This window comes from Kushneria aurantia DSM 21353 (assembly GCF_000382245.1).
Lineage (GTDB): Bacteria > Pseudomonadota > Gammaproteobacteria > Pseudomonadales > Halomonadaceae > Kushneria > Kushneria aurantia.
In genome coordinates this window covers 147,719-164,455 of the sequence record NZ_KB907867.1, presented here as the reverse complement: position 1 = coordinate 164,455, position 16,737 = coordinate 147,719, and the positions used below count along the sequence as shown (strand labels likewise).

General features: G+C 65.1%; 11 protein-coding genes and 1 pseudogene. 6 read left to right on the top strand and 6 right to left on the bottom strand.

Annotated elements, in window-relative coordinates:
• The first annotated feature begins 22 nt into the window (after nucleotides 1-22).
• On the top strand, nucleotides 23-2,353 hold the full coding sequence (gene yccS, locus H146_RS22105) for a YccS family putative transporter (RefSeq protein WP_019951074.1): 2,331 nt from the start codon (nucleotides 23-25) through the stop codon (nucleotides 2,351-2,353).
• Here the strand turns inward: yccS and H146_RS0106555 are convergent.
• Nucleotides 2,322-4,295: pseudogene (locus H146_RS0106555) on the bottom strand (putative bifunctional diguanylate cyclase/phosphodiesterase); the annotation flags it as partial. The gene yccS and the pseudogene H146_RS0106555 overlap by 32 nt on opposite strands.
• Nucleotides 4,296-4,464: 169 nt before the next feature.
• On the bottom strand, nucleotides 4,465-5,625 hold the full coding sequence (locus tag H146_RS0106550) for a M20 aminoacylase family protein (RefSeq protein WP_019951071.1): 1,161 nt from the start codon (nucleotides 5,623-5,625) through the stop codon (nucleotides 4,465-4,467).
• A 412-nt stretch (nucleotides 5,626-6,037) separates the two neighbouring features.
• Here H146_RS0106550 and H146_RS0106545 point away from each other — a divergent pair, with 412 nt between their 5' ends.
• The 4 genes from H146_RS0106545 to H146_RS0106530 all read left to right on the top strand — a co-directional run bounded on the left by H146_RS0106545 (nucleotide 6,038) and on the right by H146_RS0106530 (nucleotide 10,685).
• Nucleotides 6,038-7,123 carry a TRAP transporter substrate-binding protein gene (locus H146_RS0106545; RefSeq protein ID WP_019951070.1) on the top strand — a complete coding sequence of 362 codons (1,086 nt, stop codon included), beginning with the start codon at nucleotides 6,038-6,040 and terminating at the stop codon, nucleotides 7,121-7,123.
• Nucleotides 7,124-7,184: 61 nt separating this feature from the next.
• On the top strand, nucleotides 7,185-7,754 hold the full coding sequence (locus H146_RS18670) for a TRAP transporter small permease subunit (protein ID WP_019951069.1): 570 nt from the start codon (nucleotides 7,185-7,187) through the stop codon (nucleotides 7,752-7,754).
• The gene (locus tag H146_RS0106535; protein WP_019951068.1) at nucleotides 7,744-9,066 is read left to right on the top strand and encodes a TRAP transporter large permease; all 1,323 of its coding nucleotides are present in this window, start codon (nucleotides 7,744-7,746) and stop codon (nucleotides 9,064-9,066) included. Before H146_RS18670 ends, H146_RS0106535 begins: the two co-directional genes overlap by 11 nt.
• Nucleotides 9,067-9,101: 35 nt before the next feature.
• The gene (locus tag H146_RS0106530; protein ID WP_019951067.1) at nucleotides 9,102-10,685 is read left to right on the top strand and encodes a gamma-glutamyltransferase family protein; all 1,584 of its coding nucleotides are present in this window, start codon (nucleotides 9,102-9,104) and stop codon (nucleotides 10,683-10,685) included.
• Nucleotides 10,686-10,704: 19 nt separating this feature from the next.
• Here H146_RS0106530 and H146_RS0106525 read toward each other — a convergent pair whose 3' ends face one another.
• From H146_RS0106525 to H146_RS0106510, 4 genes are all read right to left on the bottom strand, one after another.
• Nucleotides 10,705-11,151, bottom strand: a complete 447-nt coding sequence (locus H146_RS0106525) for an Lrp/AsnC family transcriptional regulator (protein WP_019951066.1) — start codon at nucleotides 11,149-11,151, stop codon at nucleotides 10,705-10,707.
• A 140-nt stretch (nucleotides 11,152-11,291) separates the two neighbouring features.
• Nucleotides 11,292-12,509 (bottom strand): 5-demethoxyubiquinol-8 5-hydroxylase UbiM, encoded by a 1,218-nt coding sequence (gene ubiM, locus H146_RS0106520; RefSeq protein ID WP_019951065.1) that lies wholly within the window; start codon nucleotides 12,507-12,509, stop codon nucleotides 11,292-11,294.
• 168 nt (nucleotides 12,510-12,677) lie between these two features.
• Complete coding sequence (locus H146_RS0106515; protein WP_019951064.1) at nucleotides 12,678-13,997, bottom strand: aspartate aminotransferase family protein; 1,320 nt, start codon at nucleotides 13,995-13,997, stop codon at nucleotides 12,678-12,680.
• Nucleotides 13,998-14,012: 15 nt separating this feature from the next.
• A complete protein-coding gene (locus tag H146_RS0106510) occupies nucleotides 14,013-15,512 on the bottom strand; it encodes a CoA-acylating methylmalonate-semialdehyde dehydrogenase (protein WP_019951063.1) in 1,500 nt (499 codons plus the stop codon).
• Between the two features lie 181 nt (nucleotides 15,513-15,693).
• Between H146_RS0106510 and H146_RS0106505 the strand changes: the two genes are divergently transcribed.
• Nucleotides 15,694-16,623 (top strand): LysR family transcriptional regulator, encoded by a 930-nt coding sequence (locus H146_RS0106505; RefSeq protein ID WP_019951062.1) that lies wholly within the window; start codon nucleotides 15,694-15,696, stop codon nucleotides 16,621-16,623.
• The last annotated feature ends 114 nt before the right edge of the window (nucleotides 16,624-16,737 follow it).

The following is a 16,737-nucleotide window of genomic DNA, read 5'->3' as shown; positions in this document are numbered from 1 at the left end:
CTTTTGCTACCGGCTGCCCGTCATGATCGCTTCCCGACTTGTCTACTCCCTGCGTCGCCTCTGGTCACTGGAGCGCTTCGCGCCCGGTCTGCGCGTTTTCATCGCGCTGGCCGGCGTCATGCTGTGGAGCTGGCAGGCCGGCGAAATCGACAGCATGATTCCGCTCTTTCTGGGCGTGATCGCCAGCGCCCTGGCGGAGACCGACGACAGCTGGCAGGGGCGACTACGGGCGCTGATCGTCACGCTGGGCTGCTTCGCGGTAGCGTCGCTGTCGGTGGAGCTGACCTTCGGTCACCCGTTACTTTTCGCCACCGGTCTGGCGCTGTCGACCTTCACCATGATCATGCTGGGCGCGCTGGGCCAGCGTTACGCCACCATTACCACCGCGACGCTGATCCTGTCCGTCTACACCATGATCAACATCGAGCATCGCGACGGCGGTGCCCAGAACCTGTGGCAGGGGCCGCTGCTGCTGCTGGCCGGTGCCGGCTGGTACGGGACGCTGTCGGTGCTGTGGTGTGCGGTTTTTACTCACCAACCGGTGCGCCAGAGCCTGTCGGCGCTGTTCGACGAGCTGGGGGCCTATCTCGCCATCAAGGCGTCACTGTTCGAGCCGCTGCGCGGCTACGATCGTGAACGGCGGCGCATCGAGCTGGCGCGCCAGAATGGCCGGGTGGTGGAGGCGCTCAACCGCACCAAGGAGATGATCTTTGCCCGCCTGGAGGGCAATCAGAGCGCCGGGCGGCGCGCCGAGCGCTATCTGCGGCTCTACTTTATCGCCCAGGATATCCATGAGCGCGCCAGCTCGACCCACTACGACTACGATGCGCTGGCCGAGCACTTCTTTCACAGCGATGTGCTGTTTCGCTGTCAGCGGGTGCTCAAGCAGCAGGGGCGCTCCTGCCGGGCGCTGGGCCGGGCGCTGCTGCTGCGCCAGGCGTTCGACCACAGTGAAAGCGAGCAGGCATTGAGCGATCTGCGCGCCTCTATCGAACACCTCAAGGCGCAGCCGCCGCAGGTGGATGAAGGGCTCAATCACCGCCTGCTGCGCTCGTTGACGGCGCTGGCCATCAACCTGGCCGAGCTGGAGCGGCAGCTGGCCAGCGCCGACAACCCCGACCCGCGGCTCGATGAAGCCGATCGCAAACTGTTCGATCGCTCACCGCACGGCTGGCGCGAGGGGTGGCAGCGGGTGCGCGGCCATCTACGGCGCTCCTCACCGATTCTGCGCCACGCCCTGCGCATGTCGATGGCGCTGGTGGCGGGGTACGGCCTGCTGCTGCTGATTCACCCCACCCAGGGCTACTGGATACTGCTCACCACGCTGTTCGTCTGCCGCCCCAGCTTTGGCGCCACTCACCGCTATTTTCGCCAGCGCATCATCGGCACGGTGGTGGGGCTGGTGGCCGGCTGGGCGCTGATTACGCTGTTTCCCTGGCCGCCGCTGCAGGCCGCCATCGCGGTGCTGGCCGGCGTGATTTTTTTCATCAACCGGGCCAGCCGCTATGTGGTCGCGACCGCTGCCATCACGCTGATGGTGCTGGCCTGCTTCAACCAGGTGGGCGACGGTTTCGGCCTGATCTGGCCGCGCCTTTTCGACACTTTGATGGGCGCCGTGCTGGCGGCACTGGCGGTGTTCGTGATTCTGCCCGACTGGCGCGGGCGGCGGCTCAATCGCGAGGCCGGGGCCGTGGTGGCGGCGGCGCGCGACTATCTGGGCGAGATTCGCGATCAGTACCGCAGCGGCAAGCGCGACGATCTCGCCTATCGGCTGGCGCGGCGCAACGCGCACAACGCCGATGCGGCGCTCTCCAACCGGCTGACCAGTGTGATGCAGGAGCCGGCCCAGTATCGCCACGATGCCGACGAGGGCTTTCGCCTGCTGGTGGTCACCCATGCGCTGCTGGGGCATCTGTCGACGCTGGGCGCCCACCGCCGCAGCGGCAGCGAGGTGTTCGACAGCGACGAGCTGGAGGAAGCGTTCGACACCCTGAGCGGTTACCTCGACGGGATCGCCGGGGCGTTGGCCGAGCGGCGTATGCCGCCGGTGCTGTCACCGCCGCCGGAGCCGCTGGCCGAGGCGCTCGAGCGGCTGCCGGAGGATGCCGACGACGCCCGCCGTCTGGTGCATACGCAGCTGGCGCTGCTGTGTCGGCGTATCAGGGCGTTGAATGAGGCGGCGACGCGCCTTCTGGGCCATGAGCCGCGTGACGAGGATCGTCCTGAGCGTCAGCCAGCGACAGCGCAGCCTGCGGTGGACGAGGGCGACCGAACAGATAGCCCTGCAGATGAGAGCAGCCCGCCTTCTGCAGCAGCGGCAACTGGTCGGCACGCTCTACCCCCTCGGCAATGATATCCATCCCCAGGCTATGGCCCATGGCCGCGATGGCGCGCACGATTGCGAGGGTTTCGCGGCTTTCGCTCACCTCGTTGATAAAGCTGTGGTCGATCTTGAGGCGGTCGAAGGCAAAGGTGCGCAGATAGTGCAGCGAGGAGGTGCCGGTGCCGAAATCATCGAGTACCAGACGCACCCCCAGCGCTCTGAGTTGTTGCAGCAGTTCGATATTGTGCCGGCCGCCCTCGAGCAGAATCCTTTCGGTCACCTCCAGCTCGAGGCGCTGCGGCGCCAGCCCGGTGGTCTCGAGGGCATGACGTACATCCTCGATCAGCTCGTGGTGGCCGAACTGCAGCGGTGAGAGATTGACCGCAACGCTCAGCCAGGCGGGCCAGTGGCTGGCCTGATGGCAGGCCTGCGTGATCGCCCAGGCGCCGATATCGCGGGCCAGCCCGGCGCTCTCGGCGGCGGGAATGAACTCACCGGGTGCCACGGTGCCGCGCGTCGGATGATGCCAGCGCATCAGTGCCTCGTAGCCGGTCATACGCTCGCCGGAGATATCGAAGAGGGGCTGATAGAGCAGCGCCAGTTCGTCGTTGGCAAGCGCATGGCGCAGCTCCATCTCCATCTGCAGACGATCGCGGGCGACATGTTCCAGCTCCGCATGGAAGGGCTGAAAGCGCCCCTTGCCGTGCCGCTTGGCCTCGTAGAGCGCCAGATCGGCGCGGCGCAGCAGCTGCTCGAAGCTGTTGGTGTCGGTGCTGGAGAGCGCTCCGCCCAGGCTGATGCCGCTCTGGATGTGATGCTCGCCGATATGAAAGGGGGCGGCGGCCGTACGAATCAGGCGCTCTGCCAGCGGATGGAGCGTCTCCTCGGTTTCCATCGAGGGGATCAGCAGGGCAAACTCGTCGCCACCGATACGGGCCAGCATTTCGCTGCTGCGCAGTTCGCCGCTGAGCCGCGTCGCCATCTGGCGCAGCAACTCATCTCCCGTCTGATGCCCGAACACGTCATTGACGCTCTTGAAGCCATCGAGATCCAGCAGCAGCATGCCAACGCATTGCTGCCGGCTGTCGGTGAGCGCCAGCGCACTGGCGGTGCGCTCGCTGAAGAACTTGCGGTTGGGCAGCCCGGTCATGGCATCGTGTTGAGCCATGTGGCTGATGGTTTGCTGAGCCTCGTGCTCCTCGGTGATGTCGTCGATCAGGTAGAGGCGATAACCAGTGGTGCTGCGCCCTGCCATCATGGTCAGGGTGCGGTAGCGCAGATGCATGTATCGGCTATCGCACTTGATCGCCAGGCGCATATCCCGCGAGGCGGCGGTATCGGTTCGGTCGATATCGAGATGCTCGCGGCGAATCGGTTCGAGCAGTTCGCGAGCCGATCGGCAGGCCAGTCGTGGGCGATCCGAGCCGGCCGCAGCGCTGTCCTGGTGGTAGTTGTTGAGCACGATCTCGCCGCTCTGGCGATCCTCGACGATCACTCGAGTGGGAATGTTGTCGACCACCACCTGCATGAAGTCCAGCAGGGCAGTGCTCTCCACCAGTTGCTGGCGCGCCAGGTCGCGATCCTCGACGATGCGCTGCTGGCGTCGGTAGTGGTGGGTGATATCGCGGATGATCTGGGCGAAGCCGATCAGTTTGCCCTCTTCATGCAGGGCATCGATGACCACGCTGGCGCGAAAGAGGCTGCCATCGCGACACAGGCGCCAGCTTTCGCACTCGAAGCGACCCTGTTCGCGTGCGATCTGCAGGTTACGCTGTGGCTCGCCGCGGCGCTGTTCGCCGGGGGTGTAGAACAGCCCGAAATAGCGCCCGATGAGCTCCTCGGCACTGTAGCCCATGTCGTCGATGGCGCCGGCATTACAGCTCTGTACCGTGCCATCCACGCTCAACATGTAGATGGCATAGCCGGTGATCCTGTCAATCGCCCGTCGATACAGTCTGTTGGTATCTGTCATGTGGATAGCGGTTCGCGGTATGTCCTGATTCCTGCGCAGGCGCCCTGCGTCGGCGAGGCCATGAAGGACTTATGCCTCAGGGCATAGAGATGTTACAGCAGTCAGTTTTTATCGACAGTCGAAACGCTAAATTGAGTGAAGGCGCCATAAGATTTTCTTATATCGATTTTCAGGCACTCAGCAACTGCCGCGTCAGCTGCTGCCAGTATGCCACGCCAATCGGCGTAAGGCGGTCGTTGAAGTCGTAGGCCGGGTTGTGTAGTGCCGCGCTGTCACCGTTGCCCAGCCAGATATAGGCGCCGGGGCACTTCTCAAGCATGAAGGCGAAGTCCTCGGAGGCCATGCAGGGCGGCAGGTCGCGGTGCACATGGCCGATCTCGTCCATCGCGGCCAGCACCTCGGCGCAGCGCCCGGCCTGCTCGGCGTCGTTGATGGTGGCGGGATAACGCGACTGATAGTCGAGCTCGACGCCGAGACCGTGAAAGGCAGCCAGGGCGTCGACGGCCTCGCGCAGGCGGCGCTCCAGGTAGCCGCGCAGCTCGGCGTCGAAGCAGCGCAGGGTACCGCGCAGTGTCACCCGTTCGGGCATGACGTTGTAGGCGTCGCCGCCGTGAAACTGGGTGACGCTCAGCACCGCCGGCTGGTGGGCCGGGCGCTCGCGGCTGACAATGCCCTGCAGCTGTGTGACCAGCTCGCAGGCGGCGAGAATCACGTCGCTGCCCATGTGCGGCATGGCGGCGTGACAGCCGCGCCCGGAAAGCGTCAGGCTGAACACATCGAAGGCGGCCATCGCCGCGCCGTCATGCACGCCCGCCTCGCCCACCGGCATGCCCGGCCAGTTGTGCAGGCCGTAGACGGCATCCATCGGAAAGCGTTCGAACAGGCCCTCCTCGACCATGACCCGCGCACCGCCCTCGTTCTCCTCGGCGGGCTGAAAAATAAAGTGCACGCTGCCGGCGAAGTCCGGGTCGTGCGCCAGCGCCCGGGCGGCGCCCAGCAGCATGGTGGTGTGGCCGTCGTGGCCGCAGGCGTGCATACGCCCCGGGGTCTGCGAGGCGTGCGCGAAGCTGTTGACCTCGTCGATCGGCAGGGCGTCGATATCGGCGCGCAGGCCGATGCTGCGGCCGTGGCCGCGGTTACCGTGCAGGGTGGCCACCACGCCGGTACCGGCCAGGCCGGTATGCACGTCGAGCCCCATCTCGCGCAGGCGCTCGGCGACAAGCGTGCTGGTGCGATGCTCCTCGAAGGCGATTTCGGGGTGGCGGTGAAAGTCATGGCGCCACTCGCGCAGCAGGGTGTCATCTTCGGTGTTGTATTGCGAAAGGGTCATGAAGGCTCCGGGCAGGGGCGACAGTCGCTGCCTCTATCCTGCCCTGGCCGGCGGCGGGTCGGGAAGTGCGCCGTTATGGCTCATCGCGTATCACGGTGAAGCGAGATGACAATTGTCACTGGTAGCGGTGCCGCGGTTTTCAAACGTATTCGCTAGCGAGATATCGCTACGACATTTGCTATTCGGGGCGTCGATATCGTTGCCTATTGTTTCCTTTCCCCCTACAGAGTCGAGCACCAGCGAGGTGCGGCGATCGGTTTAAAAGGCTCTGGACAATATTTTTCTTTTTCCCGTTTAATTTTTTTAAAATCAAATAGTTGAATTTATAAATAAAGCTAATGGCATGCCTTTTGCGAATAGGTTGCAGGGTATCGTTCGCTGTTCACATTCAGTGCAACAAAAAGGGGAAAGCATGAAAAGACGCGACATTCTGAAAAACGGCGCCGGTATGCTGGTGGGCGCCGCTGCCGCACCGATGGTGGCACGGGCCAGCGACCGTCAGACCTTTCGTTGGCGGATGACAAGCGCCTACGGTGCCGGCACGCCCTTCTATACCACCGGCCCCGGCTCGGCCAGCGACTTCGTGCGCCGGGTCAGGGAGGCCACCGATGGCCGTCTGAACATCGATTTCTACCCCGCCGGCGAGTTGATTCCTGCCCTGGAAGGCTTCGATGCCGTGCGTGGTGGCATGGTACAGATGAATTGGGGCAACGCCTTTTTCTGGTCGGGCCGCTCCTTCGCGGCGCAATATTTCACTGCCGTGCCCTTCGGTATGGATGCGATGGGTACCAACGCCTGGCTGTATCACGGTGGCGGCCAGGCGCTGTGGGATGAGGTCTATGCCGACTTCGGCCTCAAGGCGCTGCCGGCAGGCAATACCGGTATGCAGATGACCGGCTGGTTCAAGCAGCCGCTGCAGGGGCTCGAGAGCTTTCAGGGGCTTCGTATGCGCGCACCGGGACTGACGGGGCGGGTCTATCAGCAGCTCGGCGTTAACGTCCAGGTGCTGCCCGGTGGCGAGATATTCCCCGCCCTGGAGCGCGGCGTGATCGATGCCGCTGAATTTGTCGGCCCCTACCTGGATCGTCAACTGGGGCTGCAGAACGCCGCCTCCCACTATTACTCTCCGGGCTGGCATGAACCCTGCAACGTCACCGAGCTGCTGATCAATCGCGCCGCCTGGCAGGAGCTGCCCGCCGACCTGCGCGCTATCGTCGAGAACTGTGCCGCCGCCTGCAACGAGGTCAGCCTGGCCTGGTGCAATGCCAACAACGCCAGTGCGCTGCAGGATCTGGTCAACAACGAAGGGGTGGAGCTGCATGAGCTCTCCGAGGAGGTCCTGCAGCGATTGCGCGAGATCGCCATGGACACGCTCAACACCTATGCCAGCGAGGACCCGATGGTGGCAAAGGTTCACGAGTCCTATTTCGGCTTCAAGGACCAGGCCATGAACTGGCTCAATCTGAGCCAGAAAATGCTCTACAACCGGGTGCTCTGAGTCTCGAGGGCCATGGCTGCCGCTTTGCCGGTAGCCGCTTTTTCACTCCCGGAGTGCCTGCATGACGACTTCTTCCGATAGCGCGGCGCGACGCGCCCCCGCTGGACCGCTGCTTCGTGCCCTGACCGGCGTGGAGCGTGGTATTGGCTATCTCGGCCGCGCCACGGCCTGGCTGACGCTGGCGCTTGTGCTGCTGGTCTGCCTCGATGTGGCCATGCGTTATCTGCTGCGCACCGGCTCGGTGGCACAGCAGGAGCTGCAGTGGCATCTGCTGGCGGTGATCGCCATGATCAGCGCCTCCTATACCTTTCAACAGGGTGACCACGTTCGTGTCGATATTCTCTATCAGTACTACAGCCCCCGGCTGAAGGTGATTTTCGATATCCTGGTCAATCTGCTGCTGGTGGTACCCGGCATGCTGTTTCTGGCCTGGATCAGCCTCGGTTTTGTCGAGCAGTCATGGATGCTCGGAGAGGGGTCACCCGACCCCAGCGGTCTACCGGCGCGCTATGTGATCAAGGCTTTCGTGCCGTTGGGCTTTGCGCTGGTGGCGGTGCAGGCGCTGGCGCGTGGTTTGATCGACCTGTCGGGATGTCTCACCGCTAACGAGGAGACACCGCATGGGCATTGATCTGATGTCGGTATGGATGGTGGTCGCACTCTTCGTACTTTTGCTGGCAGGCGTACCGGTGCCCTTCGCGCTGGCCAGCAGTGGATTGATTTTCGGCATTCTCGGCTTCGGCCCGGAGCTTTTCGGGCTACTGCCGCTGCGCGTGTTCGGAGTGGTCACCAACTATACCCTGCTGGCGATTCCGCTTTTCGTCTTTATGGGCGTGATGCTGGAGAAATCCAGGCTCGCCGAGCGCATGCTGGAGGTGATTGGTCGGGCTGCCGGCCATCGCGCCGGGGGCATGGCATTCGCGATCGTGATCGTCGGGGTGCTGATGGGCGCCTCGACCGGCATCGTCGCCGCCACCGTAGTGACCGTGGGGCTGATCAGTCTGCCCACGCTATTGGCGCGCGGTTACAGCAAGCCGCTGGCGTGCGGCACGATATGTGCTGCCGGCACGCTGGGGCAGATCATACCGCCCAGTCTGGTGCTGATTATTCTCTCCGATATCTCCGGTGAGTCGGTGGGCACGCTTTTTGCCGGGGCACTGATTCCGGGGCTGATGCTGTCCGGGCTGTATCTGCTCTATCTGGTGGTTATGGCGTGGCGTCGGCCCGACAGCATGCCGCCCATTCCGCTGGCGGAGCGTCAGGGCATCAGCGCCGGACGCATGCTGGTCGATCTGCTGCGCGTAGTGGTGCCGCCGCTGCTGTTGATCGTGCTGGTGCTGGGCTCGATCATTGGCGGTATTGCCGCACCCACGGAGGCTGCCGCGGTCGGTGCGCTGGGTGCCATCGTACTGGTGGCGGTGACCGGTCGGCTGAATGTCGCGGTCATCAATGAAACGGTGATCACCACCTTCAAGATTACCGGCATGACGCTCTTCGTGCTGATCGCCGCGCAGGTTTTTGGCCTCGCCTTCCGCGGCCTGGGCGGCGATCGCCTGATCGATACCCTGTTCGGCTTCCTGCCCGGCGGTGTGTGGGGCGGTATCGCCTTCATGATGCTGCTGGTCTTTGTGCTGGGTTTTTTCCTCGACTGGATCGAGATCTCCTACATCGTGCTGCCGCTGATGTTGCCCTGGTTCCAGGCCCAGGGGGTCGATCTCGCCTGGCTGTGCATTCTGGTGGCGATGAACCTGCAGACCTCCTTTCTGACACCACCTTTCGGCTGGGCGCTGTTCTATCTCAAGGGGGTCTCGCCGCCGGAGATCAGGACACGCCATATCTATCAGGGGGTGTTGCCCTATATCGGCATTCAGTTCGTGGCGCTGCTGCTGCTGTGCCTGTTTCCGGCGCTGGTGACCTGGTTGCCGGCACTGATCGGCTGGTGACAGGGCGTCCATTCATTCCCGGGGGGCAGTCGACAATGCAGTCCATGCAAGCACCGCGCGGCGGCATGATGGTAACGCCGCACTATCTGGCATCGCGCGCCGGCCGCGATGTGCTCAGAGAGGGCGGCAACGCCATCGAGGCGATGGTGGCCGCTGCCGCCGCCGTTGCCGTGGCCTACCCGCACATGAATGCGCTGGGGGGTGATGGCTTCTGGTTACTGGCCGAGCCGGGGCGGCCACCGCGCGCTATCGAGGCCTGCGGTCGCGCCGCGCGGCGGGCGGATCGCCACTTCTATGCCGGGCTGGACAGCATCCCGGCTCGCGGTCCGTTGGCGGCGCTGACCGTAGGGGGTACGGTCGACGGCTGGCAGCGCGCGCTGGCAATCGCGGCGCAGTGGGGCGGCCGGCTGCCGCTTTCGCGGCTGCTGGCACCGGCGATTGAATGGGCCGAGCGCGGCGTGGCGGTCAGTCGCAGCCAGGCAGCACTGACGGCAGCGAAGTTCGATGAGCTGCGCGAGCAGCCCGGTTTTGCCGATCACCTGCTGATCGACGGCGCGCCGCCATCGGAGGGTGCGCTGCTGCGCCAGACGCGGCTGGCCGAGACGCTACGCCAGCTGGCGCGGCGCGGGCTGGGCGACTTTTATCGCGGTGAGCTGGGTGCCGCCATGGGAGAAGACCTCGCCCGGCTGGGCAGTCCGCTGCGTGGCGCCGACCTGGCCGACTATCGTGCGCGCAAAGTGTCGCCGCTGAGCGTTTCCCTCAAGGCGGGGCGTGTCTGGAATCTGCCGCCTCCCACCCAGGGGGTCGCGTCACTGATGATTCTGGGCATTCTGGACCGTCTGCCACCCGCCGAGGCGGAGGGCCCGGCGTATCTGCACGCTGTGGTCGAGGCGACCAAGCAGGCCTTCATGGCGCGTGACCGTCATGTGATCGACCCGGCGTTCATGGCCATCGACGCCGAGACACTCCTGAGCGCAGGGCATCTCGATCGCATGGCGGCGGCGATCGATTCACGCCAGCCACTGGCGTGGCCGCAGCCGACGGACGCCGGGGATACCGTCTGGCTCGGCTGCATCGACGGCGAGGGGCGGGCGGTGAGTTTTATCCAGAGCACCTACTGGGAGTTCGGTGCCGGTATCGTGCTGCCCTCGAGCGGCGTGCTGTGGCAGAACCGTGGCATCGGCTTCTCTCTCGATCCGCAGGCGCGCCAGGCGCTGAGGCCGGGCCGGCTTCCCTTTCACACGCTCAATCCGGCGCTGGCGCGACTCAACAGTGGCGAAACCCTGGTCTACGGCACCATGGGCGGCGAGGGGCAGCCGCAGACCCAGGCGGCCATCTTCAGCCGTCACGCGCTTCTCGGTCAGCCGCTGGCGCAGGCCGTGAGCGCGCCGCGCTGGCTGCTGGGCCGTACCTGGGGGGAGCAGAGCGTCACCCTCAAGCTGGAGTCACGTTTCGACCCTGAATGGCTCGAAACGCTTGCGGCGATGGGACACGAGATCGAAAAGGTCGAGGCCTTCAGCGACCTCATGGGGCACGCCGGTGCGGTGGCGCGCCATCCCGATGGCGTACTGGAGGGAGCGGCCGATCCGCGCAGCGACGGCGAAGCGGCTGCGCTGTAGGCCGCCCGGCTCCAGAGGCTCAGAGTTTGGCGCCACCTTCGCCATGCTTGACCCGCGAGAGCAGGTTGGTGCAGTTGACCGCAATGATCTCCTCGCGGCCGAGCAGGTACTGGCGGGCGAAACCGTCGAAAGCCTCCTGACTGTCGGTCAGGGTGTGGATATGCAGGCTGCGCAGGTCGCTCATGATGTAGAGGTTGATCACCTCCGGGCAGGCGGCCAGCTCCTGTGCCATTCGCTCCAGCGCGTATGGCGCGACTTTCAGGTCGACGAAGGTGGAGATCACCTTGCCGAGGCTGGCAGGGTTGATCACTGCCGTGAACTGCTCGACCACGCCGCTTTCGACCAGCTGTTGAACCCGGTCCCGCGCATGGGCACGGGAGATGTCGAGCTGACGCGCCATGTCGGCGTAGGACATGCGGCCATCACGGATCAGCAGCTTGAGCAGGTCGCTGTCGAGCTTGTTCATGTTGCGGGACTCGATATTGGCGGTTGAATCCCGACCAGCATAGCGTCGATAACCCGCCGGTGCCGCCTCGTCTTCAGCTGTGCGCTACGCTCGCCCCCATAACCTGCCCGACGACAGGCTCCCGGCATGCGTGCGGCGCGTCACCGGGCCGGGCGCATCAGGTGGGCGGCGATTAGACGCCGTACCGGCCAGGCGACATCGCCGGCGTGCAGTAGCGCCTTGCGCAGCAGTCTGGCGGCAGGGCGGTCATTGGTATAAAGACCGGTGATGGCCAGCGTCGCGGCGAACAGCGGGGCCGTTGCCAGGCGATGATCGTGCTGGTAGCGGTGCAGCAGCGGCGCGGCGGCGATATCCTGATCGGCGCGGCGCGCCTCGCCGATCAGCGTGGCCAGCCGCCACACTCCCTGCAGGCCGAGGTTGAAGCCATGCGCGGTGACCGGATGCATACCGACCGCCGCATCGCCGATCAGGGCCTGTCTCGGTGCCACGAAGTGCTCGGCATACACGCTCGTCAGCGGATAGCAGTGCGGCTCGGCCACTCGCGTCATGGCGCCCAGCCGGCGGCCGAGACGACGGGTGATCTCGGCATCGAAGTTCTCCTGCGGCTGTGACAGCAGCGCGTCCATTTCGCTGGGCTTGAGTGTCAGCACCACCGATGAGCAGTGCTCGCTTACCGGCAACAGCGCCAGCGTCTGGCCATGGCCGAACCACTCCCAGGCGGTGAAATCGTGCGCCTTGCGGTGATGCATACGACACACCAGCATCTGCTGGCCGTGCTGATAGCTGTGCGCTGCAATGCCCATCGCCTGCCGCGTCTGCGAGAAACGGCTGTCCGCCGCCACCAGCAGTTTGGCCCTGACCGTCTCGCCGCTGACGAGACGGATCTCGACGCCGGTCTGCCGATCGTCCGGGTGAAAAGCTTTCACTTCGCTTTCGTCGCGCCACAGCACCTCGGCGTGTGCGGCGGGACGTACCGCCTCGAGCGCGGCATAGGCCGCCTGACGGATCGCCTGGTTGGGGACCAGACAGCCGAGCGGCTCGGTGCGCGAGGCGTCGGGGCCGAGCCGCATGGCGAACAGCGACTGACCATCGAACACCCTGGCCGCACGCATTGGTGCTCGCTCGCTGGCGGCTATCCGCGACCAGATGCCGAGTGCCTCGAGAATCTCCTGCGACGCCCGCGTCAGTGCAATCTCTCGACCATCGCTGCGCGGTTCGGCCATGGCCGCGCGGGACTGACGGTCGATCAGCATGGTGCTGACGCCATGGCCGGAAAGCGCCCCTGCAAGGCAGAGGCCACTCGGCCCGGCACCGACGATGGCGACATCGACCTGTGTGATGGGAATGGATGTTGTCATCCTGATGTTCCTGAACCTGGGTGGAGCCCCAGGATAACGAAAAATATCGCCCGGATGCGCCGCAAACCCTGCTCGAGGCAGCGACAAAAGCGCACGCCCACCTGTCGTTCGGGGTCGGAAATCGAACGCTATTGGTATGCGGGTAAACGCCACTGCAGAAAGGGCGCCTCAGCCCGCGAATGCGCCCAGCACCTCGTCGATGATCGCAAGCCCGCGCTCGGCTTCTTCCGCTGTCACCACGCAGGGCGGCACCACGTGGATGCGGTTGGCGACCACGAAGGGCAGTAGACCCCGTTCGAGCAGGGCAGCCTTGATCCGGCCCATGGCGGCGGCGTCCAGCGGCGCGCGGCTCTGACGGTCGGCGACCAGTTCGATGGCGTGGAATACCCCCAGTCCGCGCACTTCGCCAATCACTTCATGGCGCGCCTGCAGGCGGGCGAGGCCGGGAGTGAGCACGGTATCGCCGATATGGGCGGCGTTGTCGACGATGTTCTCCTCGGCCATCGTATCGAGGGTGGCGCAGATCGCCGCCATCGCCAGCGGATGGCCGGAGTAGGTCAGGCCGCCGTAGAACATCTCGTCGTCGAAATGGTGGGCGATACGCTCGCTGATGATCACCCCGCCGGCCGGCACGTAGCCCGAGTTGACCCCCTTGGCGAAGGTGATCAGGTCCGGGGTCACGTCGAAGTGCTCCAGCGCCAGCCAGGCGCCGCTGCGACCGAAGCCGGACATCACTTCATCGAGAATCAGCACGATACCGAACTCGTCGGCCAGCGCCCGCACGCCTTTCAGGTAGCCGCGCGGTGGCACCAGCACGCCGGCGGTGCCGGGAATGCTCTCCAGCAGCAGGGCGGCGATGTTGCCCGGCCCCTCGCTCTCGATCACCCGGCGCAGATGGTGCAGGGCGCGCTGGCACTCCTCCTCATCGCTTGTGGCGTGGAACTCGCTGCGATACCGCCATGGATTGAAAAAGTGCACATGGCCGCGGGCGAACTCGTTGGGAATGCGTCGGAAATCGCCGGTGGCGACGACCGCTGCGCCGGTGCCGCCGTGGTAGGAGCGGTAGGCGGAGAGCACCTTGTCGCGACCGGTGACGGCGCGCGCCATACGGATGGCGTGCTCGATCGCATCGGCGCCGGCGTTGGTGAAAAACACCTTGTCGAAGCCGGCCGGCGCGCGGGCCAGAATCTTCTCCGCCGCGCGGCCGCGGGCGAGGTTGGCGTGGGCCGGGGCGATGGTGGTCAGCTCCTCGGCCTGGGCCTTGATCGCCGCGACCACCTTCGGGTGCTGATGGCCGATGTTGGTATTGACCAGCTGACTGGAGAAGTCGAGGTACTCGCGGCCGTCGTAGTCCCACAGCCGGCAGCCCTTGCCGCTTTTGAACGCCAGCGGGTCGAGGGCGCCCTGCGCTGACCAGGAGTGGAAGACATGAGCGCGATCCAGCGCCTTGACGCTCTGATTGGTGGGGCGATCGTTGTTGTGATTCATGGGTCGGGTCTCCGCTCAGTGGGTCGGCATGCTGAACTGATTGGTGCTTTCGCGCAGGCCGGAGGGCCAGCGCGCGGTGACGGTTTTCATCCGCGTGTAAAAGCGTACGCCGTCCTGGCCGTGGACGTGCAGGGCGCCGAACAGCGAGCGTTTCCAGCCGCCGAAGCTGTGAAACGCCATGGGCACCGGGATCGGCACGTTGACGCCCACCATACCGACCTGAATCCGTTCGCAGAACTGGCGCGCGCAGTCGCCGTCGCGGGTGAAGATCGCCGTGCCGTTGCCGAACTCGTGATCGTTGATGAGACCGACGGCCGCGTCGAAGCTTGCGGCGCGCACGATCGACAGCACCGGGCCGAAGATCTCTTCGCGGTGGATGCGCATGCCGGGGTGAACATGGTCGAACAGGGTGCCGCCGATGAAGTAGCCGTCGCTGCCGTTGTCGAAGGCGCGGCCGTCGCGCACCAGTTCCGCACCCTCCTGCTCGCCCTGGGCGATATAGCCGCTGACCTTCTCCAGATGCTCGCGGGTGACCAGCGGCCCCATGTCGTGATCGCTACCATCGGTGATGCTCTCGCCGACGCGTAGCGTATCGAGCTTCGCCAGCAGCCTGTCGCGCAGCCGGGTAGCGGTCTCCTCGCCCACCGGTACCGCCACCGAGATCGCCATGCAGCGCTCGCCGGCACTGCCGTAGGCGGCGCCCATCAGCGCCTCGACGGCCTGATCGAGATCGGCATCGGGCATGATCACCATATGGTTCTTGGCGCCGCCGAGGGCCTGCACGCGCTTGCCGTGCTGCGAGGCGGTGGCGTAGATGTACTCGGCGACCGGCGTCGAACCGACAAAGCTGACGGCCTGCACGCGCGGGTCGGTGAGCAGGGTATCGACCGCTTCGCGATCGCCGTTGACCACGTTGAGCACGCCGTCCGGCAGGCCCGCCTCGCTGAACAGCTCGGCGATGCGCAGGGTGGACGAAGGGTCCTTCTCCGAGGGCTTGAGAACGAAGCTGTTGCCCGCCGCGATGGCGATCGGGAACATCCACAGCGGCACCATGGCGGGGAAGTTGAACGGCGTGATGCCGGCGCACACGCCGAGTGGCTGCATCAGCGTCCAGCAGTCGACGCCGCTGCCGACGTTGAGTGAGTGTTCGCCCTTTTGCAGGTGAGGCATGCCGCAGGCGAACTCGACCACTTCGATGCCGCGGGTCAGCTCGCCTTTGGCATCGGAGAGCACCTTGCCGTGCTCATTGGCAATCAGCCGCGCGATCTCGTCGCTGTGCGCCTCCAGCAGCGCCTTGAAGCGAAACAGCACCCGCGAGCGCTTGAGCGGGGTGACCTGCGACCAGCTTTCGAACGCCGCCTGACTGCTGGCGATGGCGTGTTCGGTATCGGCCTTCGAGGCCAGCGCTACCTCGGCCGACTGCGCGCCGGTCGAGGGGTTGAACACCGCACCGCTGCGATGGGCGTCCAGCGCGGTGCGCCGGCCGTCGATAAAGTGGGCAAGACGCTGTGACATGGCGATACCTCGGCGTTGTTTCATCAGGGAGAGCGGGGGCTACCCCGCGACGAATCACTTCAGAGTGCACCGAGGATTTGCGTCAATAAATCCGATAGTGATTAATGTCAGGAAAGTATCTGGTTAACTTTCGCGCGCCTTCCGGTGAGGCGAGCGCCACCCTCGACAAACGGGAGTCGCCATGAGCAAGGGCACGGAGAGCCGTCGCATACCACTGATCGGCCAGCTCGGTGACGTCGATCTGCGCCTTTTGCGCATCTTTCGCAAGGTGGTGGAGTGCGGCGGTTTCTCCTCGGCGCAGGTCGATCTGGACATCAGCCGACCGGCGATCAGCGTGGCGATCAACGATCTGGAGACGCGGCTGTCGATGCGGCTGTGCCAGCGCGGTCGCAGCGGCTTCGCCCTGACCCGCGAGGGGCAGCAGGTCTATGACTACAGCCTGCGGCTACTGGCGGCGGTGGAGGAGTTTCGCACCCGGGTCAACGGGGTTCACGAGAGCCTGACCGGCGAGCTCAATATCGGTATCGCCGACAACCTGGTGAGCATGCCGCAGATGCAGGTCAGCAACGCCCTCAGACGGCTCAAGGCGCAGGGCGACCAGGTCTACATCAACATTCACATGAAACCGCCCGAAGAGATCGAGATGGCCATTCTGGCCGGCAGCCTGCATGCCGGCGTGGTGCCCGGCCCGCGGCGGCTGGCCGGGCTCGACTACACCTTCCTCTACAGCGAGCGCTCGGCGCTCTACTGCGGTGGCGACCATCCGCTGTTCGATCGCGCCGCGATCGAGCTCGAGGAGATTGTCGCCTGCGACGCCGTGGCCCCCGCCTATGCCCAGACCGCCGAGATTCGCCGCCACTACGATGACCTGTGGCCGATGGCCTCGGCCAGCGACCGGGAGGGTGTCGCCTTTCTGATCCTGGCCGGCGGCTGGATCGGTTTTCTGCCCACCCATTATGCCGAGCGCTGGGTCGAACAGGGCCGCATGCGCGTGCTGGCACCGCAACATTTCGGCTTCGATACCCACTACTACTCGGTGGTGGGCTCCGGCGCCACGCCCAATCTGGTGCTGAAGCGCTACCTGGCGGAGCTGGCGGCGCTGCGGGAGTGAGGTTGGGCGTCTTCGCTTTTTCGTAGCTAACTAATTGATCTCGGAGCCCTGCACCAAAAAATTTGGCGGAATGCTTGACATGTCGCTCAATTTTCAAAATAGTGAAAATATGAA